We start from the raw sequence: 19,290 nt of genomic DNA, 5'->3' as shown, positions 1-19,290 counted from the left end.
ATTTCCCTTCGTTCGAATGGAGAGAGGGGCTCATGCGGGCACCAGCGCGCGGTCGATCCACAGATCGAGCTCGGCCGAACCGGGGCGCAGCGCGTCGCGCCCGGTTAGCGGATCGCCGGTGATATGGGCGCCGAAAAAATCGCCGTCGCCATCGGTCACCACCGGCCGATAGTCTTCGTTCGCGGTCAGGATCTGCTGCGCGAGATCGGGCAGCTGGTAACGGTTCGGCCCGGCGATCTCGACCACGGCATTCGCGGGCGCCCGGGGCGTGATCCGCGCAAGAACAGCTGCCGCATCCTCGGTGCCGATGGGCTCTATCCGTACCGGCGGAACCCGAACGGCCTCGGCGGTGCGGCCCGCCTCGACGACGGCGTAGATATATTCGAACAGCGGTGCCGAACGGACGATCGTGAAGGGGATGTTCGAAGCGGCGACCAGCGCTTCCTGCATTTGCTTGGCCACATAATAGCCGCCGTTCACGCGACCGGCGCCGATCGCCGAGAACAGCACGTGGTGCCGCACCCCGGCCCGGTGCGCCGCGATGAGCAGCCTTGCGGTCGAAGCGCGAAAGAAGCGGAGCATCGCCGCGGGATCACCATAGCCGGGATTGGAGACGTCGACGATCGCGTCGGCCCCTTCGAGCGCCTTTTCGAGCCCCGTGCCGGTGACGATGTCGACGCCCGTCGAACGCGCCGCAGCGACAACGCCGTGCCCGGCCTGCTCCAGCTGCCGTACGAGGCTCGATCCGACCAGCCCCGTCCCGCCGATCACCGTGATCTGCATGGCTTCACCTCCCTGTCGAGGCCATCGGCCCCGGAACGAGGAGAAGGATCGCGCCGTTCGCCGCCCGTCGCCATTGCGCCGACGGATGCGCCGGGCACGCCAATCGGCAGTCAAACCTGTCCTTTGGCGCAGGGTCGTCCATCCCGGGCCGCAGGAATTCGCGACGAGTTCGCCGCCGCGCGGGTTCCCGGCACGCCCTCGGCGCAGCCGCGCCTCGTCTGCCGCAGAAGCCATTCTGCTCCTCCGCGCGATCGAACGCCGTGCCTGGCGGGCCTAGCCCGAAGGCGCGCCGGAACGTGATCTGGCGCGCCGCGTCGAGGAGAAGCCGAGTGCCGACGATCACCACCAGCGACGGACATGAACTCTATTACAAGGATTGGGGCGAAGGCCCGGTCGTCACTTTTTCGCACGGCTGGCCGCTGAGCTCGGATGCGTGGAGCGGGCAAATGCTGTTCCTCGCGCAGAACGGCTTCCGCGTGATCGCGCACGATCGGCGCGGCCACGGGAAATCGGCCCAGACCTCGACGCGCAACGACATGGACGGCTATGCCGACGACCTCGCCGAATTGTTCGCCGCGCTCGATTTGCTTGACATCGCGATGGTCGGTCATTCGACCGGCGGGGGCGAAGTCGCGCGCTATATCGGCCGGCACGGCACCGGCCGCGTCGCGAAGGCGGTGCTGCTCGGCGCGGTGCCTCCGGGCATGCTGCGGAGTGCGGACAATCCGGACGGTTTGCCGATCGAATTGTTCGACGGGCTGCGCAGGGACCTCGCCGCCAACCGCTCGCAATTCTATCGTGACTTCGCCGTGCCCTTCTACGGCGCCAACCGGCCGGGCGCGGACATTCCGCAGAGCCTGCTCGACGCGTTCTGGCTGATCAGCATGCAGGCGGGGCTCAAGAACGCCTATGAGTGCATCAAGGCATTCTCCGAGAGCGATTTCACCGAGGATCTGAAGAAGTTCGACGTGCCCACGCTGGTGGTGCACGGCGAGGACGACCAGATCGTGCCGATCAAGGATTCGGGGCACAAGTCGGCGCGGCTGATCGCCGGCGCGCAATCGATCTTCTATCCCGGCGCGCCGCACGGGCTGACCGCGACCAGGCATGCGGCGCAGTTCAACGCCGATCTGCTCGCGTTCCTGCGCAGCTGAGCGAAGTGGACCGGCGGCGCGCCACCGCGCCGCCGGCATCACGCCTCGACGGGCGGAATCGAGATGCGGAAGACGGCGCCCCCTTCGGCGGCGTTGGAGGCGCTGATCGTGCCGCCATGCGCGGCGATGATCGACTGGCACAGCTCGAGGCCGATGCCCATGCCGTCGGGCTTCGTAGTGAAGAAGCCGTCGAAGATGCGCGGGAGATCCGCCTCGGCGATGCCGGGCCCATTGTCGTGAATCGTGAAGAATACCGCGCCGTCGGGCGCCTTTCCGGTCGCCAGCGCGATGCGGCCTTCGCCGAAACCCCTCGGCGCCACCGCCTGGAGCGCGTTGACCAGCAGGTTGACGATCACCTGCTGCAGCTGGACGCGATCACCGAGCACGCGCGGCACGCCGATGTCGAGCGTCACCGACAGCCGGATCGCCCGCGCCTCGACCTCGTGGCAGATGAAGAGCATCGCCTGCTCGATCACCGCATTGAAATCGACCGGCACCGGCTCGGGCAAATGCCGCGACGCCATTCCGCGGATACGCTGGACGATGTCGCTCGCATGCCGCGCGCTCTCGGCGATGCGCGCGTTGAGCTGCCGGACCTTGTCGAGATTGGGCTCCTCGCGCGAAAGCCAGCGGAGGCTGGTGTCAGCGTTCATCGCGATCGCCGCGAGCGGCTGATTGACTTCGTGCGCGATCGAGCTCGCCAGCTCGCCGAGCGTCACGATCCGCGATGCGCGGGCATAATCGGCCTGGAGCTGGCGCAGTTCGGCTTCGGTGCGCAGCCGTTCGGTGACGTCCTCGATCGTCAGCAAGGTGATGTCGAGGCTCTCGGGCGGCGTCGGAAAGGTCACCGTCAGCTCGGCATCGATGACCCGGCCGTCGAAGGTCTTGAGCTTCATCAGCTCGACGACGCTGCGCCGTCCTTCGAAATGCGCGGTCGTCACGCGCCGCGCGGTATCGGGCGCGAGCGCGAAGATATATTCGACCGGCCCGACCAGATCGGCGACGCCGGCCACGCCGAACAGCGCGGCCGCACCGCCATTGGCATCGGTCACCCGCACCACCTGACACGCGTGATCGACCAGATCGGGATGCGCATCCAGATAGGCCCGGATGTCGGTCACGCCCTCCGAGCGGAGCTGGTAGAATGCCGCGCCCATCGGCCGCGCATCGACCTGGAGCAGCGCGCCGGGAAGATGGTGGATCAGCCGGCGATAGCGCTGCTCGCTCGCGCGCACCGACCAGAAGGAGCGATCGTCGGCCATCTCGCCGTCGACCGCGACCCACACGATGTCCGGTCGCGCATCGCCCGGCGCCCCCCATACCGTGAGCACGGCATTGCGGAACATGAACGAGTTGATCCCGCGCGACTGCACTGCATGATCGGGCCGGTCCGATGCCACCGCGACGATCAGTTCGGCGAGGATCGCCCAGCTCTCGGGTGGGCAGAAGCTGGCGACCGGTTGGCCGATCATGCTGTCGCGCGCAACCGGCGAGCCGACGAGCTCGAGCCCGCGCGCATTGACGTCGATGATCCGCGCGCCGTGGAGCAGCGCCGCCACCCAGCCGGTCCAGTCGCCGCCGGCCGCCACCCGGTCGACGAGCGCGCGCATCGCCGACAAGTCGACTTCCCAGCACGCCGCCGAATCGGGCGTCACGCCCAGCGGCATGCGCTCGCTTGCCAAGGGTTGCGGCGCGATCAGGGACGAGGATCGAGTCATGTCAGGGGCGCCCGCCCAGCACCGTGCGCAGGATGCCGAGCAACGCCTCGTCGTCGAACGGCTTGGTCAGAAAGGCGATGGCGCCGCCCCGCATCGCGCGCACCCGCGTCGCCTCCTCGCTGGTCGAGGTGATGAAGATCACGGGCATCGCCGATCCGCGCGCGCGCAGCCGGCGCTGCAGCTCGAGCCCGTCGATATCGGGCATGCGGATGTCGGTGATGACACAGGCGAAGCTTGCGATCGCGGGATCGGCGAGAAAGTCCGCCGCCGCCGCGAACGCGCGTGCCGGCAGATTCTCCACTTGCAGGAAATCGAAGAGCGCCTCGCGCACGGCTGCGTCGTCGTCCACGATCGCGATCATCCAGGCCTTGGACAAGCGGAGGGTCCTTCTGCGCGCGGCCGGTGTGGCCACCTCCGGATGTCGCTGATTCTACAACGGGTTGTAACCATACCATGGTCTAGGTCTGCCCTTCGCGCAGCTCGGGCGGGAGCATGTCCCACGCCCGGATCAGCTCGCCCACCGTCGCCGCCGCCATCTTGCGCATCACGCTGCTGCGATGCAGCTTCACCGTCACTTCGCTGATGCCGAGGTCATAGGCGATCTGCTTGTTCAGCCGGCCCAGCGCCACCTGGGCGAGAACCTGCCGCTCGCGCGGGGTCAGCGTGGCGTGGCGATCGGCCTGCTGCTTGACCATCGCCGCATCGGCGCGCTGGGCGAGATCGCGCTCGATTCCGGCGGTCACCGCGTCGAGCAGCGACTGGTCGCGCACCGGCTTGGTCAGGAAATCGATCGCGCCGGCCTTCATCGCCTGCACCGACATCGGGATGTCGCCATGTCCGGTCAGGAAGACGATCGGCCGGGGATTGCCGGTCGCGGCGAGATGCTGCTGCAGGTCGAGCCCGCTCGAGCCCGGCATGCGGACGTCGAGCACGAGGCAGCCCGGCCGATCGGGCAAGTTCGCGTCGAGCAGCTCGCGAGTCGAGCCGAAGCCCGCCGCGTCGATCCCCACCGACAGCATCAGCTCCTCGATCGAGGTGCGCACCGCCGCATCGTCGTCGACGATCAGCACCAGCGGGCGATCGTGCGCGATCGCTCCCGGCAGCGCCGCACCGGCGGCTTCGCGATACATCTCCGATCCGTGGGTCATCATGTCACCTCCGGGCGTCTGCGGCGGAAGACGGGCAATTCTTTCATGGCGCGCGGCGGCCGGAAATCCCGAAGCCGGTTAGACCTGGCCTCCCCGATCGGGGGAGCGCGGTTCGAGGCGGATCACGCGATGGCCGTAACGCCGCGCGTCGACCGACCATGCGCCGGGGCCGAGCAGTGCCAGCGCGACCGCGCCGCCGGCCGCCGCGGCCAGCAGCAATGCGGTCTCGCCGCGCACCGCGCACAGCCCGACGATCAATGCCGCCGCGAGCAGCAGCGCCGCCGCACGGGTGCCGAAGCCCGTCACCAGCGCGAGCACGAGGATTGCGGCGGCGGCTGCTATCAGCCATCCGCCGGACGGCGGCAGCACGCGCGCGAGCGCCGGATAGGCGATCGCGGCCGACGCGCAGCGCATCAACAGCAGGGCGGCGCCGGCGGCGCCGTCGGGGTAACGCAGGATCAGTTTTGGCACGTCCCAGCGATAGCCCGTCGGCGGGCCCGGACCAGCTTCTGTTCGGGGATGTTCCGATCCCCCGTTCGGGGGTAGCATCCGCGCCGCCTCCCGGCGAATGGGCGCTTTGGGATTGGGCGTACGGGGGCATCCAGCGCGAGTTGCAGGAACAGCGATGCAGCTGAGAGGAGCGATTCTCGTCGCGGCGCTGCTGCTGGCGGCGCTGGCGTGCGGCAAGGCCATTGCCGATCCGACGATCGCGCCGCGCCGGCTTAGCCATTACACCCATCAGCGCTGGAGCGCGGAGAGCGATGCGCCGCGCCCGGTATTCGCGCTCGCGCAGGACAAGAGCGGCTATCTGTGGATCGCGAGCGCGAGCGGTCTGTTCCGCTTCGACGGCATTCGCTTCGAATCGGTCAGCGCCGGCGTCGATCTGATCGCGCAGGGCGCACCGTCCGCAATTCTCGTACGGAGCAACGGCGAGGTCTGGACCAATTTCGAGCGCTCGCGGCGTTTCGCGGTCTATCGCGACGGCAAGCTGCGCTTCCTGCGGGCGCCCGTCGCCCCCGCGCGCGTGCAAGCGATGCAGGAGGCCGCAGATGGCACGATCTGGGTCTTGACCGAGCGGATCGGCACGCCGTTGCTCCGGTTTCGGGACGGCAAGTGGACTACATTCGGCCTCGAGGCCGGGGCGCCGCTAGATAATCCGTTCGGCATGCAAGTTGCCCCCGACGGCGCCGTCTGGATCTCGTTCACCGGTTCGGTTGCACGGCTGCCCCGCAATGGCCGTAGGCTGGAATTCGTCCGCCGCGAGCGCGGCATGCTCGGACGACTGTCGATGGACCGCGAGCAGCGAATATGGCTGACCGAGCGCCGCGGCAGCTATCCGCTCACCGGACCGCAGGGGCGCGGAAGCCCGCCGCCTCTGCGCCATCCCTATGCGACCGATGGCGGCCAGATCCGTGGATGGCCCGCGTTCGACCGCGAGGGAAATCTGTGGATCGCGACTTATTATGACGGTTTGCAGCGCGTCGCTCGACCCGACCCGCGCGGTGCTGCCTCGGCCGTCGAAGCAGTGTCGCGAGTCGAGCATTTCACCGCGCGCGACGGCCTGTCCTCCAACGCCACTGCGCGGGTCTTCCAGGACCATGAAGGCAATGTCTGGGCTGCCACTGAAAACGGGCTCGACCGGTTTTGGCCCGCCACGCTGCGCCTCGAGCCCGAGCTCACCCGGCCGGGGCCGTTCGGCGATCTGCTGCTGCAGGGCGCCGACGGCACCGTCTATATCGGCCAGGCGCACATCGTGTACCGCGTCCGTCCTGGCGGACGTCCCGAACCGATTTACCGCAGCGCGGCGGCGCCGCGCACCCTGTGCGAGGCGCCGGACGGTGCGCTGTGGATCGCGCTGGATCAGACCCGCGAAGTCGTGGTCTGGCGCGACGGGCAGGTTCGTCCGCTCGGCGCCTCCGTGCCGCTGCACGACACGATCTATGACTGCGCGTTCGATGCCGCCGGCGACTTCTGGCTGACGGCGGCGCTGGGCGGGATGGCGCGCTACCATGCCGGCCGCTGGCAGCGCATGTTCGACGCTCCCGGCACCGGCTTCCTGCCGAAATCGATGGTGACCGACGCGCGGCGCCGGATCGTGCTGCAATGGAACGATCAGCTGCTGAGCCGGCTCGATGGCACGACGCGCCGCTCGGTCGCGTTGCCGCTCGGCCCCTATGCCCCGGCCGAGACGATGCTCCAGCCGGTTGCCGACGGCAGCCTCTTCGCCGGGGGCAGGTTCGGCCTCGCCCGGCTGCGCGGCGATGCTTTCCAGACGATTTCCGCGCGCCGCGAGCCGCTGCTCAGCGGGGTGAACGGCCTGGTGGAAACGCCCGAGGGCGACACCTGGCTGACCGCCCCGGGCGGCGTCCTGCGCATCGCCACGGCCGAGCTCGACCGTGCCTTCGCCCGCCCCGACGGACCGCTGCCGCTCCAGCTGTTCGGCGCGGTCGACGGCCTCCGCAGCCGGCCGCATTCGCACAGCCGGCGCGCGATCGTGCGCGGCGGCGACGGGCGGCTGTGGATCGCGGTTCAGACCGGGACCCTGTGGCTCGATCCGCACGATGTCACGCGAAGCCGCACTCCGCCCAATGTCGCGGTGAGCGCGCTCGTCACCCGCAAGCGAGTCTATCGCGATCCGTCCGCGCTGACGCTGCCCGCCGGCACGTCGAACATCCAGATCGACTTCGCCGTGCTGAGCTTCTCCAGCCCGCGCGCGAAGCAGGTCCGCTACCGGATCGAGGGGCAGGATGCCGACTGGGTCGAGGCGGGGACGCGGCGGCAGGCCTTCTACACCAATCTCGCGCCGGGCAGCTATCGCTTCCACCTGATCGCGGCGAACGACAACGGCATCTGGAACGAGACCGGCGCGACGGTCGAATTCCTCATCCCGCCGACCTTCGTCCAGTCGAAATGGTTCGTCGCGCTGTGTGCGCTGGCGGGACTCCTGCTGCTGGCCGCGGCCTATCGGCTGCGCGTGGCGCAAGTCGCCGGCAGCATTCGCGCGCGGCTCGAGGAGCGGCTGGGCGAGCGCGAGCGGATCGCCCGCGAGCTGCACGATACGTTGCTGCAGAGCGTCCAGGGGCTGGTGCTGCGCTTCCAGTCGGTCGCCAACAAGATGCCCGCCGAAACCGCGTCGCGCGCGCAGCTTGAAGCGGCGCTCGAGCGCGCCGACGAGATTCTCGCCGAGGGGCGCGATCGGGTGCAGAATCTACGCGTCGCGAAGGGCTCGGCCGACTTGCCCGAGCTGATCAGCGAGCGTGCGGTCGACGCGGGCTTCGATCCGGCGATCCCGATCCGCATCATCGTCGAAGGCAGGCAGCGGCCGATCGATCCGCTGGTCGCGGTCGAGCTCGATCGCATCGCCGGCGAGGCGCTGTTCAACGCCGCGCGCCACGCCAAAGCGCGCTCGGTCGACGTCACCATCCGCTTCGGGACGCGCCAGCTCGCCGTCGAAATACGCGACGATGGGATCGGAATTGCCGACGAGGTTCTCGACACGGGGCACAAGCCGGGCCATTTCGGGCTGGTCGGGATGCGCGAGCGGGCCGAACGGATCGGCGGCAGCTTCTCGATCGACAGCCGCCCCGGCATGGGCAGCGCCGTCACGGTCGCGCTGCCCGCCCGGCTCGTCTTCACTGATCATGCGCCGCGGCGTCTGCTCGCGCGGCTGCTGCGCCGCAGGAAGGAACCCGGTCATGGCTGACATGCCCATCCGCATCCTGATCGTCGACGATCACCCGCTGCTGCGCGAGGGCGTCGCGGCGATTCTCGAGGACCGCGCCGACATCGTCGTCGTCGGCGAGGCGGGCGGCGGCGCCGAGGCGGTCGAGCGGTTCCGCACGCTCCAGCCCGACGTCACGCTGATGGACCTGCAGATGCCCGGGATGAACGGGCTCGAGGCGATCGTCGCGATCCGCGGCGAGTTCCCGCAGGCGCGCATCCTCGTGCTCACCACCTATGCCGGCGACGTCCAGGCGGTGCGCGCGCTCAAGGCGGGCGCGACCGGCTATCTGCTCAAGAGCAGCCTCAGGACCGAGATGCTCGATGCGATCCGCAACGTCCATCACGGCCGCCGCCACGTCCATGGCGACGTCGCCGCCGAGATCGCGCTCCACGTCACCGACGAGACGCTGAGCGAGCGCGAGGCGGCGGTGCTGCGCCTCGTCGCGATCGGCAAGGCCAACAAGGAAGTCGCGCACGCGCTGTCGCTCTCCGAAGAGACCGTGAAGGCGCATCTCAAGAACATCTTCGCCAAGCTCGACGTCACCGATCGCACCCACGCCGTCACCGTCGCGGCGCGGCGCGGCATCATCGAGCTCTGAAGCCGGGGCGCGGTTTCAGAGCAAGGCCATCCCGCCGTCGACGCGCAGGTTGACGCCGGTCACGAAGCTGCTCGCGTCGGAAGCGAGGAACAGCGCCGCCTGCGCAAGCTCGTCGGGCCGCCCCAGCCGGCCGAGCGGGATCGCATCGGCCATCGCCGCGGCGAAGGCGCCGCGCTGCTCGGGCGGGATGCCGAGCTTGTCGAGGATCGCAGTGTCGGTCGGGCCCGGGCTCAGCACGTTGACGCGGATGCCGCGTGCCTTGAACTCGAGCGCCCAGCTGCGCGCGAAGGCACCGATCGCCGCCTTGGAGCCGGCATAGATGGCATGGCCCTCGAGCACCTTATCGCTCGCCAGCGAGCCGGTGAGCAGGATCGCGCCGCCGTCGCGCAGGATTGGCGCGACGGCCTGCACGCCGAAGAACACGCCGCGGGCGTTGAGCGCGAATTGCGCGTCATATTCGTCCTCCGAAACCGCGGCCGAGTTGCGGATCGTGTTCCGTCCGGCATTGGCGACGTAGATGTCGAGCCCGCCGAACCGCGCCGAGATTTCGCCGGCGACGCGGCGGTGGTGCCCGGGATCGGCCGCGTCGCCCTCGAACGCCAGCGTGCCCGCACCGATCCGGGCGACCGCGGCGTCGAGCGCGTGCCGGCCGCGGCCCGAGATGACGACTTGCGCCCCCTCGGAAGCGAACGCCTCGGCGATCGCCAGTCCGATGCCACTGCTCGCGCCGGTGATCAGCGCGGTCTTTCCATTCAGCATGCCCATGTCTCGCTCCTCGGATCGGTGTCGGCACCGATTTCGGATGCGCCGCGCGGTTCGGTAACCCGCGCGGTGGTCGATCCGGCGCTAGCCCGGAGCACGGGCCGGGCCATACCTTCGTACGATATCCGGCGCCGGCGCACGCTGGCACACCGGCCGCGAGCTTGGACGATGCGTCGCTCCCCAACAGGCGCATCGGAGCAGCTTGCCGAGCCGTGTCAATCGGACGCGACAGGGATGACGAACGCAGGGGTTTTTCCGATTTCACCCTGCGGCCAACGAAACGGCAGTCGAGCGTCCCACCTGTCCGGCTCCACAATGCCATGGAGGAACCCGCGATGCCCCGGCCGATCCGCATCCTGCTCCAGACCACGATCCCGCCGATCGCCGACGACTGGAACATCGCGCGCTTCTCGATGCTGCGCGACCATCTCGCCGGGCTCACCGACGACGATGGCGCCCCCCTGTACGAAGTCACCGCGCGCGATCGCACCGCGCCCGGCGCGCCCGATCCGGTGCTGTCGACGCTCGACGAGTCGGGCTACGACCAGCTCTGGCTGTTCGCCGTCGATACCGGCGATGGGCTGCACGAGGCGGATTGCGCCGCGATCGGACGCTTCCGGAGCAAGGGTCGCGGCCTGCTGGTCACCCGCGATCACATGGATCTCGGCAGCTCGGTATGCACGCTGGGCGGCGTCGGCAACGCGCACTTCTTCCACAGCAAGAATCTCGATCCCGACGCCGCGCGCCGCACGATCGACGACCGTGAGACCGCCTATATTCTGTGGCCGAACTATCATTCGGGCGCGAACGGTGACTTCCAGGCGATCGAGGCCGCCGATCCGCTTCACCCGCTGTTGCGCGATCCGTCCGCGCCGGACGGGCGCATCCGCTATCTCCCCGCCCATCCGCACGAAGGCGCGGTCGGTGCGCCCGCCGGCGATCCCACGGCGCGGGTGATCGCGACCGGCGTCAGCCAGGCGAGCGGCAACCGCTTCAACCTCATCGTCGCATTCGAGCCGTCCGCCGACGGTGGCCCGGGCGTCGCGCAATCGACCTTCCACCATTTCGCGGATTATAATTGGGATCCCGCCGCCGGCGCGCCGAGCTTCGTCAGCGAGGCACCGGGCTATGGCCTTGCGCAGTCGCCCGCGGCGCAGCGTTCGATCCGGCGCTATGTCGCCAATCTTGCCTCGTGGCTGGCCGGCCGTCTGCGCGACGAGGACCGCGATGACCGCCTCGACCGCGAGCTGGACGAGGCGCTCGATGAAAGCTTCCCGGCCAGCGACCCGCCCGGACTGGCGTGATCGTGGCGAGCGGACATGCGGTCGCTCTTTCCAGCGCCTGGCCGCCCTGGCCGGATCCGCCGGACAATCCGACGCTATGCGAATGTGGTCGTGCGGGCGCGCGGATATCTCCGCGTCCTCAAGCCCGCCACCAAACAGATATTCGCCCGCCCGGCCGATCCACTGAGCGTCTCGACAAGCTATGTGATCATGCGCAACGGGATCGGCGTCCTCGGGCTCGCCTTTCCCGTCGTGCTGATTGTCGGCGGCGGGCTGGACGCGGTTCAGCCCTCGCTCAGCGCCTATTATCATTTCTCAGCGGCACATCCGTCGGAACCCTGCGCGGGGACCATGCGGGACGTGTTCGTGGGCATGCTGTTCGCGATCGGCGCGTTCCTGTTCTTCTATCGCGGGCACTCGGTTCAGGAAGATGCCGCGCTGAACGTCGCTGGCATCTCGGCGGTTCTGGTCGCCTTGCTGCCGATGGATTGGCCGCCTGATTCCAAGGCGCCCGCGACGCTGTCGGCGCACATCCATTCGACAAGCGCGATCATCTTCTTCGTCATGATCGCCTATGTGTGCATATTCCGCGCGCAGGATACGCTGTGCCTTATGCGCAGCTCGCGGCGTCGGAGGATCTTCAGGCGCGTCTATCTCGTCATGGGCATCGCGATGTTCGCGACGCCGGCCGCCGTTTCGGCGCTCGACATCGTCGCGCCGGGGCGAAACGGCTATTCGACGCTCATCATCGAGGTCGCCGGCGTGTTCGTCTTTGCGGCCTTCTGGCTGATCAAGAGCGTCGAGATCCGATCATCGTTGCATCCCCGCTTCGTCCCACTCCGGCCGATACGCCCGAAGCACCATCCCACTCCCGACGGGAATGACGGTCGGGATCCCGGCGGCCGTGCAGGGCCGACCGATTGTGCTACATGAGGTCCCCAGCCCAATGGTGGCGGGGAAATTTTCGAACAGGGCGGCGATCGGTGGCCCGGATGGGGCCCGCCATTCGTTGCCGGCGCATCGCGTTCCCGACGAGGTCTCGCATGACGTCCGATATCCGAAACATCGTGATTCTCACCGGCGCCGGCGTCTCGGCCGAGAGCGGCGTGGCGACCTTTCGCGGTCCCGGCGGGCTCTGGGAGGGGCACCGGGTCGAGGATGTCTGCACGCCGCAGGCGCTCGCCCACGATCCCGAGCTGGTCCATCGCTTCTATGACGAACGCCGGGCGAAGCTCGCCACCGTCGCGCCCAACGCGGCGCATCGGGCACTCGCGCGGCTCGATGCCGAATGGCCGGGCGCGCTGCTCCTCGTCACCCAGAATGTCGACGATCTGCACGAGCGCGCCGGGTCGCAGCGACTCGTGCACATGCATGGCGAGCTGCGATCGGCGCTGTGCGCGGCCTGCGGCAATCGCGTCGGCTGGGAGGATTCGCTGCCGCCGGAGAGCGAATGCCCCCATTGCGGCACGCCGGCGCTGCGCCCCGACATCGTGTTTTTCGGCGAGATGCCCTATCATATGGACCAGGTCGAGCGCGCGCTCGCCGAGGCCGACCTGTTCGTCTCGATCGGCACCTCGGGCGCGGTCTATCCCGCCGCCGGCTTCGTCCAGACCGCGCGCCATCACCGCGCGGCGACGCTCGAGCTCAACCTCGATCCTTCCGAAGGCAGCCTGTGGTTCGGCGAGAGCCGGATGGGGCGCGCGGGCGCGCTGGTCCCCGCCTGGGTCGAGGAAATGCTCGCCGGCGGCTAGTCGACCCAGTCGAGCCCGATGTCGCGATAGAGCGAGCGATCCTCCTCCCAGCGCGGGTTGACCTTGACGTGGAGATAGAGGTGCACCGGCACGCCCATGATCCGCGACAATTCCGCGCGGGCGCGGGCGCCGATCTCCTTGATCCGCGTGCCGCCCTTGCCGAGCACGATCGCGCGCTGGGTGTCGCGCGCGACGAGGATCTGCTGGTGGATCTCGACCGATCCGTCGGGGCGCTCCGAATATTTCTCGGTCTCGACCGCGCTGGCATAGGGCAGCTCGGCGTGGAGCTGGAGATAGAGCTGCTCGCGGGTGACTTCGGCGGCGATCATCCGGTCGGTCGCGTCCGAGACCTGGTCCTCGGGGAAATGCCACGCGCTCTCGGGCATCGCCGCGGCGAGCGCCGCCTTGAGCGCGGGGACGCCGTCGCCGGTCTGGGCGCTCACGAAATAGGTCTCGTCGAACGCCAGCGCCTCGTTGAGCTTGGCGGCATGGCCGAGCAGCCGTGGCTTGTCGGCGACGTCGACCTTGTTGAGGATCAGGATCTTCTTCTCGGGCCGCCCGGCGAGGCTCTCGATCACCTGGCTCACCTTGGGCCCGATCCCGCCCTTGGCATCGACCACCAGAGCGATCAGATCGGCGCCGTCGGTGCCTTCCCACGCCGCGGCGACCATCGCGCGGTCGAGCCGGCGCTCGGGGGTGAAGATGCCCGGCGTATCGACGAGGATGAGCTGGGCATCGCCTTCGATCGCGATGCCCATCAGCCGCGCGCGCGTGGTCTGCGCCTTGGGGCTGACGATCGCGACCTTCTGGCCGACGAGCGCGTTGACGAGCGTGGACTTGCCGGCGTTGGGCGCGCCGACCACGGCGACGACGCCGCAATGCTGGGTGGGGGAATCGGTCATGGTGTCGCTCTAGCGCTTCGCCTCCCGTCGTGGGAGGGCCGTTACTTCTGCAGCTTCGCGAGCAGCGCCGCGGCGGCGGCGGTCTCGGCTTCCTGCTTGCTGGTGCCTTCGCCGGTGGCCTCGGCGAGCTTGCCGATCGCGACCTTTACGGTGAAGCGCGGCGAATGGTTCGGGCCCGAACGATCGACCACGTCATATTCGGGCGGTCGACGATTGTTCGCGGCGGCCCATTCCTGCAGCGCCGATTTGGGATGCTTGGGCGCCTGGCCCTGCGTGTCGATCCGCGGTGCCCACGCCCTGCGGATGAAGCCGCGGGCCGGCTCGAGGCCGAATTCGAGATAGAAGGCGCCGATCAACGCCTCGATCACGTCGCCTAGCACATTGTCGCTGTCGGCCGCGCCATCCTCGCGCGCCTGCTTGCCGAGCCGCAGAAACCGCGCCACGCCAAGCTCGCGCGCGACCTCGGCGCAGACCGGCCCGGTGACCAGCGCGTTGAGCCGGCGCGAGAGCGCGCCTTCGGGCTCGTTGACGAAGCGCTCAAACAGCCATTCGGCGATGACGAGGCCGAGCACGCGATCGCCGAGGAACTCGAGCCGCTCGTAATTGGCTGCCGCCTGGCTGCCATGGGTCAGCGCACGCTGATAGGGCGCGAGGTCTGCAGGCTCGCGGCCGAAGGTCTCGACGATCCAGCCCCCCAGCGCGGCGGCGGTCAGAAGCCTTCTCCGATCCGGCTCCAGCGCGCGGCGGTGAACCACGTCCACGGCAGGAACCAGTTGGCGCTGCCGTCGGTCGACCAGAAATTGACGACCGCCTTGCCCTCGAGATTCTCGAGCGGGACGAACTCGATGCCGCCTTCCTCGTGCGGGAAGCGGCTGTCGGTCGAGTTGTCGCGATTGTCGCCCATCAGGAACACATGGCCGGCGGGCACGGTGTAGATGCCGGTATTGTCGCGCGGATAATTGCCCTGATCGAGCACTTCGTAGCTTTTGCCGTTGGGCAGCGTCTCGCGATAGCGCGGGATGCTGCACACCCGGTTGCCCTGCCCATCGAGCGTCTGGAAACGCTCCTGGCAGCCGCGCCCGGCATTCTCCTGCGCCGCAGGGAAATTGGGGCTGAGCGGCAGGACGAACTGCGCGATCTGGTTCTTGGGAATGGCCTTGCCGTTGAGGATGAGCTGGCCGTTGATCATCTGCACCGTGTCGCCCGGCAGCCCGATGACGCGCTTGATCCAGTCGGTGTCGTTGCCGGGCGGCGCCTTGAACACCACCACGTCGCCGCGCTCGGGCGTGCCGCCGAAGACGCGGCCCGGGATCAGCGGCAGGCTCCACGGCAGCGAATGCTTCGAATAGCCGTAGTTCCATTTGGTGATGAACAGATAGTCGCCGATCAGCAGCCGCGGCAGCATCGATTCGCTCGGGATCGAGAAGGGCGAGAAGATGAAGCTGCGCACCACGAACACGATCAGCGCGAGCTTGACGAGGAACGACGCGAGATCGCGCCATTCGGATTTGGGCTTTTCGCTCGCCGTCCCCACCGAATAGGGCTTGGGGGCGTCGGCTGCGGGCTCTTCGGGCTCGGTGGAGGGCGCTTTATCCATATGGCGTGCTGTGCTTGGGCTGGACGGGGAGGTCAAGCGGATGAATCCGGCTGGCAGCGGATGCTGCAGCGCGATAGGGGCAGCCTGCGTCGAAGGAGATGAACATGACCTTGCCCGATTGGTCGGCCGTCCGTGCACTGACACCCGCCCCCCTCAACCAGCTTTTCGATGCGGATCCGTCGCGCGTCGCGGCATTGTCCGCCGATGTCGCCGGCATCCGTTTCGACTGGTCCAAGACGCATCTGACCGCCGAGGCCGTGCAGGCCTTCGCCGCGCTCGCCGATTCCACCGGGCTCGCCGCCAAGCGCGACGCGCTGTTCGCCGGCCATGCGATCAACGTCACCGAGGGTCGCGCCGCCGAGCACACCGCCGAACGCGGCGAGGGCGCCCCCGAGAGCGTGGCGCGCGCGCGCGGCTTCCATGGCCGGATGCGCGCGCTGATCGACGCGATCGAGGCCGAGGCGCTCGGTCCGGTGCGCCACATCCTCCACATCGGCATCGGCGGGTCGGCGCTCGGGCCCGATCTGCTCGTCGACGCGCTCGGCCGCGACGCCGATCGCTACGACGTCGCGGTGGTGTCGAACGTCGACGGGCTCGCGCTGGAGGAGGCGTTTGATCGCTTCGATCCGCAGGCGACGATCATCGCGGTCGCCTCCAAGACCTTCACCACCACCGAGACGATGCTCAACGCCGACAGCGCGCTGGGCTGGCTGCAGGGCAACGGCGTCGAGGATCCCTATGGCCGGGTGATCGCGCTCACCGCGGCGCCGGACAAGGCGATCGCCTGGGGCGTCGACGAGACCCGGGTGCTGCCCTTCGCCGAATCGGTCGGCGGGCGCTATTCGCTCTGGTCGTCGATCGGCTTCCCGGCGGCGCTGGCGCTCGGCTGGGACGCGTTCGAGGAAATGCTCGAAGGCGCCGCCGAGATGGATCGGCATTTCCGCCTGACGCCGCTGGAAAAGAACGCGCCCGCGCTCGCTGCGTTCGCCGATCTCTATTACACCCAGGCGCGCGGCTGCGAGACGCGGGCGACCTTCGCCTATGACGAACGGCTGCGCCTGCTGCCGAGCTATCTCCAGCAGCTCGAGATGGAATCGAACGGCAAGCGCGTCACCGCCGACGGCCAGCCGGTCACTTGGCCCACCGCGCCGATCACGTGGGGCGGGGTCGGCACCGATGCGCAGCACGCGGTGTTCCAGCTGCTCCATCAGGGCACGCGGCTGGTCCCGGTCGAGTTCGTCGGCGTGATCGAGCCGGGCGACAGCCAGGCCGATTCGCACCACAACCAGCTGCTGCTCAACATGTTCGCGCAGGGCGCCGCGCTGATGGCCGGCCGCGCGCATCAGGATCAGGCGCGCGCCTATCCGGGCGACCGCCCGTCCTCGACCCTGCTGCTCGATCGCCTCGATCCGCGCACGCTGGGCGCGCTGCTGGCGTTCTACGAGCAGCGCACCTTCGTCAACGCGGTGCTGCTCGGCATCAATCCGTTCGACCAGTTCGGTGTCGAGCTCGGCAAGGAAATGGCCAGGGCGGCCGAGCAGGGCGGCGATTTCGACGCCTCCACTACCGATCTGATCCAGCGCGCGTTCGGCTGATGGCGGGCGACGGCGACGACTATGTCTATGACGAGGCGAGCGGGGAATGGATCCCCGCCGCCGAGGCCGCAGCCAGGGTGGGCGCAGACGCGATCGAGGTCCGCGATTCGGTGGGTAACGTCCTGCACGACGGCGATCAGGTGACGCTGATCAAGGACCTTACCGTCAAGGGCGCCGGCCAGACGCTCAAGCGCGGCACGCTGATCAAGTCGATCCGCCTCACCGGCGACGCGCAGGAGATCGACTGCAAGTACGAAGGCATCAAGGGGCTGGTGCTGCGCGCGGAGTTCGTCCGCAAGCGCTGAGGCGCGCGGTCCGGCGGAAGAGCGTTGCCCGGCCCGGGCGCCGCTCAGGCGGGCGCCACGGCGCGCTCGACCAGTGCGGCGATATGGTCCTCGAGCCGCGTCGTTCCGCGGATCGCCTCCGCGGGGAATGCCGGATCGTCGGCGGTCGCCGCGGTCATCCGCGCGTAGCTCTCGGCGGCGGGGCTCGAAAAGCCGAGCGCCTTGAACGCGGGCGTCCATTGGTCGCGCGGCGTGGTCTCCACCCGCACCGTGCGGCCGAGCGCTGCGGCAAAGGCATTGGCGACGTCGCGCGGCGTGTAGCGGCGCGGGCCTTCGGCATAGAAAATGCCGGTGCGACCGTCGGTCATCAGCCTCGCGGCGTGCGCGCCGAGATCCTCCGGCGCGACCATCGGCAGCGTGAAATCGGCGTCGAACATCGTGCGGAGCACGCCCGTGTCGCGCACTTCCTCCAGATTGGCGTCCCAGTTGGTGAAATAATAGGCGCCGCGGTTGATCGCATGCGGGATCGGTTGCGCCGCGATGCCCCGCTCGAGCTCCCACAGCGTGTTGAGGTCGCCGCAGCGCGTGCCCGGCTGCGCGCCATAGGTCGATTCGACGACCAGCTTCTCGAGTTCCGCGCCCTTGACCGCCGCGAGGATCGCCGCGATCGTGCGCCGCTCCTCCAGATCGGTGTCGGTGCGCGGCGCCGCGGGCGGATTGAGCAGGAAGCCGCGCCGGCCGCTGCGAAAGACGAAACGCAGCGCATCGACGTCGTGAACATCGGCGACCGCAACCTTTGCGCCCCGCGCTTTCCATTCCTCGCCCTTGGCGGGATCGTGGCTGACGATCGTGACCGGCTCGCCTGCGGCGAGCAATGTGCGCGCGACCGCCGATCCGACATGGCCGGTGCCGCCGAGAATGATGTGCATCTCGCTCTCCTTGTGCCCGAACAACCGCCGGCGGGCATGCGCGTTCATCGCCAAGGGCATCGCTGCGTCTGTCCGCGGCTCCTGCGCGACGAAACGGGCGCGCCACGATGGCAGCGCGTGCTCCGGAGGGCCCGGCCCTTGCCTCGCCGGATCCGCGATCGCGCGCTTGGGCGATGGAAGAGAACCGTCTGCCGCACGGGCCGGCATGGGCGTTTGAGCGCGTCATCAAGCTGGGCTCAACCGGTTGGGCGCCCGGGGGGGCGCGCCAGAGGAGTGCCCTGTGACGATTCGCTGGCTTCAACCGTTACTCATCGCCGCCGCCCTTGTTGGCGCGGTGCCCGCCCACGCGCAGATGTTCGAAGGCCTGCCGCAGCAGATCGCGATGACCAATCTGCTGCTCCAGCCGGCGATCGATTCGGCGAAGCGCGCCGCGCGCGGCGAGACCGAAGCGACGCGGCGCCCGGCGGCCACGCGGCGCGGGCCGGCGCCGCCCGCCGCGGTCGCAGCCACCGGCTACCGCTCCTCCCCCTCGGTCACCGCGCGCGTTCGCCGGCAATTCGCCGACTGGCTGCGATCCAGCACCAGCGCCGATGCCGCGCAGAAGCAGCGGATCCGGCAGGCCCTGCTCAACGCCGATTTCGTCGGCCAGTGGAGCGCCGCGGTGCGCGCGGACGGGCTGCGCGCGGGCGATGCCGCCGATGCGCTCGGCGCCTATTGGCTGCTCAACTGGATGATCGCCAACGGCCGCACCAGCAACACCGGCGCGGAAGCGCGCGCGGTGCGCGATCAGTGCCGCGCGCTGCTCGCCGCCAATCCGCAATTCACCCGGTTGAGCGACGCGCAGCGCCAGGAGATGGCCGAGATCTGGATGCTCAACTTCCTGCTCCACGCCGCCGCCTATGGCGAGGCGATGTCGGGGAAGGACCCGGCAACGCTCGGAAAGCTCGGCGACGCGGCCACCGCGCGCTTCCGCAACGAGATGGGCGTCGATCTGCGCCGGCTGCGCGTCACCCTCACGGGGTTCGTTCCCGCCTGAGGCGGTTTCCAATCGCTCTGCCAGCG

The 19,290-nt window shown here is 69.0% G+C and carries 19 protein-coding genes; 9 read left to right on the top strand and 10 right to left on the bottom strand.

What is annotated here, in order from left to right; all coding sequences use genetic code 11:
• Positions 1-30: 30 nt before the first annotated feature.
• Positions 31-783 (bottom strand): SDR family oxidoreductase, encoded by a 753-nt coding sequence (locus E5A74_RS12350; RefSeq protein WP_166745758.1) that lies wholly within the window; start codon positions 781-783, stop codon positions 31-33.
• A gap of 329 nt (positions 784-1,112) precedes the next feature.
• Between E5A74_RS12350 and E5A74_RS12345 the strand changes: the two genes are divergently transcribed.
• Complete coding sequence (locus E5A74_RS12345) at positions 1,113-1,937, top strand: alpha/beta fold hydrolase (protein WP_135985357.1); 825 nt, start codon at positions 1,113-1,115, stop codon at positions 1,935-1,937.
• 38 nt (positions 1,938-1,975) lie between these two features.
• Here E5A74_RS12345 and E5A74_RS12340 read toward each other — a convergent pair whose 3' ends face one another.
• The 4 genes from E5A74_RS12340 to E5A74_RS12325 all read right to left on the bottom strand — a co-directional run bounded on the left by E5A74_RS12340 (position 1,976) and on the right by E5A74_RS12325 (position 5,274).
• Complete coding sequence (locus E5A74_RS12340) at positions 1,976-3,619, bottom strand: ATP-binding protein (RefSeq protein ID WP_166745759.1); 1,644 nt, start codon at positions 3,617-3,619, stop codon at positions 1,976-1,978.
• Positions 3,620-3,656: 37 nt separating this feature from the next.
• Complete coding sequence (locus E5A74_RS12335; protein WP_240699788.1) at positions 3,657-4,031, bottom strand: response regulator transcription factor; 375 nt, start codon at positions 4,029-4,031, stop codon at positions 3,657-3,659.
• Positions 4,032-4,113: 82 nt separating this feature from the next.
• Positions 4,114-4,806 carry a response regulator transcription factor gene (locus E5A74_RS12330; RefSeq protein ID WP_420822499.1) on the bottom strand — a complete coding sequence of 231 codons (693 nt, stop codon included), beginning with the start codon at positions 4,804-4,806 and terminating at the stop codon, positions 4,114-4,116.
• A 75-nt stretch (positions 4,807-4,881) separates the two neighbouring features.
• Positions 4,882-5,274 (bottom strand): hypothetical protein, encoded by a 393-nt coding sequence (locus tag E5A74_RS12325; RefSeq protein ID WP_135985353.1) that lies wholly within the window; start codon positions 5,272-5,274, stop codon positions 4,882-4,884.
• A 154-nt stretch (positions 5,275-5,428) separates the two neighbouring features.
• On the opposite strand from E5A74_RS12325, the gene E5A74_RS12320 reads away from it, so the two are divergent.
• A complete protein-coding gene (locus E5A74_RS12320; RefSeq protein WP_135985351.1) occupies positions 5,429-8,506 on the top strand; it encodes a sensor histidine kinase in 3,078 nt (1,025 codons plus the stop codon).
• Positions 8,499-9,125, top strand: coding sequence for a response regulator transcription factor (locus E5A74_RS12315; RefSeq protein WP_135985349.1), 627 nt, complete (start codon positions 8,499-8,501; stop codon positions 9,123-9,125). The genes E5A74_RS12320 and E5A74_RS12315 overlap by 8 nt, the downstream gene beginning before the upstream one ends.
• A 15-nt stretch (positions 9,126-9,140) precedes the next feature.
• On the opposite strand, the gene E5A74_RS12310 is transcribed toward E5A74_RS12315, so the two are convergent.
• Positions 9,141-9,890, bottom strand: a complete 750-nt coding sequence (locus tag E5A74_RS12310) for an SDR family NAD(P)-dependent oxidoreductase (RefSeq protein WP_135985347.1) — start codon at positions 9,888-9,890, stop codon at positions 9,141-9,143.
• Between the two features lie 332 nt (positions 9,891-10,222).
• Here E5A74_RS12310 and E5A74_RS12305 point away from each other — a divergent pair, with 332 nt between their 5' ends.
• The 3 genes from E5A74_RS12305 to E5A74_RS12295 all read left to right on the top strand — a co-directional run bounded on the left by E5A74_RS12305 (position 10,223) and on the right by E5A74_RS12295 (position 12,921).
• A complete protein-coding gene (locus tag E5A74_RS12305; RefSeq protein WP_206365849.1) occupies positions 10,223-11,191 on the top strand; it encodes a hypothetical protein in 969 nt (322 codons plus the stop codon).
• 231 nt (positions 11,192-11,422) lie between these two features.
• Positions 11,423-12,103, top strand: a complete 681-nt coding sequence (locus E5A74_RS12300; RefSeq protein ID WP_166745761.1) for a DUF998 domain-containing protein — start codon at positions 11,423-11,425, stop codon at positions 12,101-12,103.
• A gap of 110 nt (positions 12,104-12,213) precedes the next feature.
• Positions 12,214-12,921, top strand: coding sequence for an NAD-dependent deacylase (locus E5A74_RS12295; protein ID WP_135985343.1), 708 nt, complete (start codon positions 12,214-12,216; stop codon positions 12,919-12,921).
• Here E5A74_RS12295 and era read toward each other — a convergent pair.
• Genes era through lepB form a run of 3 tightly spaced genes read right to left on the bottom strand, consistent with a single transcriptional unit; the run spans position 12,918 to position 15,420 of the window.
• On the bottom strand, positions 12,918-13,823 hold the full coding sequence (gene era, locus E5A74_RS12290; protein WP_135985341.1) for a GTPase Era: 906 nt from the start codon (positions 13,821-13,823) through the stop codon (positions 12,918-12,920). The two genes, E5A74_RS12295 and era, sit on opposite strands and share 4 nt — an antisense overlap.
• 41 nt (positions 13,824-13,864) lie before the next feature.
• Positions 13,865-14,521 carry a ribonuclease III gene (gene rnc, locus E5A74_RS12285; protein ID WP_208411858.1) on the bottom strand — a complete coding sequence of 219 codons (657 nt, stop codon included), beginning with the start codon at positions 14,519-14,521 and terminating at the stop codon, positions 13,865-13,867.
• Between the two features lie 11 nt (positions 14,522-14,532).
• On the bottom strand, positions 14,533-15,420 hold the full coding sequence (gene lepB / locus E5A74_RS12280; protein WP_135985339.1) for a signal peptidase I: 888 nt from the start codon (positions 15,418-15,420) through the stop codon (positions 14,533-14,535).
• A gap of 104 nt (positions 15,421-15,524) precedes the next feature.
• Between lepB and pgi the strand changes: the two genes are divergently transcribed.
• Together pgi and E5A74_RS12270 are read left to right on the top strand one after the other, a co-directional pair.
• A complete protein-coding gene (gene pgi, locus E5A74_RS12275) occupies positions 15,525-17,015 on the top strand; it encodes a glucose-6-phosphate isomerase (protein WP_240699787.1) in 1,491 nt (496 codons plus the stop codon).
• On the top strand, positions 17,015-17,320 hold the full coding sequence (locus E5A74_RS12270; RefSeq protein WP_135985335.1) for an alkylphosphonate utilization protein: 306 nt from the start codon (positions 17,015-17,017) through the stop codon (positions 17,318-17,320). Before pgi ends, E5A74_RS12270 begins: the two co-directional genes overlap by 1 nt.
• A 44-nt stretch (positions 17,321-17,364) precedes the next feature.
• On the opposite strand, the gene E5A74_RS12265 is transcribed toward E5A74_RS12270, so the two are convergent.
• Positions 17,365-18,276 carry an NmrA family NAD(P)-binding protein gene (locus E5A74_RS12265; RefSeq protein ID WP_206365848.1) on the bottom strand — a complete coding sequence of 304 codons (912 nt, stop codon included), beginning with the start codon at positions 18,274-18,276 and terminating at the stop codon, positions 17,365-17,367.
• A 232-nt stretch (positions 18,277-18,508) separates the two neighbouring features.
• Here E5A74_RS12265 and E5A74_RS12260 point away from each other — a divergent pair, with 232 nt between their 5' ends.
• The gene (locus tag E5A74_RS12260; protein WP_135985333.1) at positions 18,509-19,264 is read left to right on the top strand and encodes a DUF6683 family protein; all 756 of its coding nucleotides are present in this window, start codon (positions 18,509-18,511) and stop codon (positions 19,262-19,264) included.
• The last annotated feature ends 26 nt before the right edge of the window (positions 19,265-19,290 follow it).

This window comes from Sphingomonas naasensis (genome assembly GCF_004792695.1).
Lineage (GTDB): Bacteria > Pseudomonadota > Alphaproteobacteria > Sphingomonadales > Sphingomonadaceae > Sphingomonas > Sphingomonas naasensis.
This window is presented reverse-complemented; position numbering and strand designations above follow the sequence as displayed.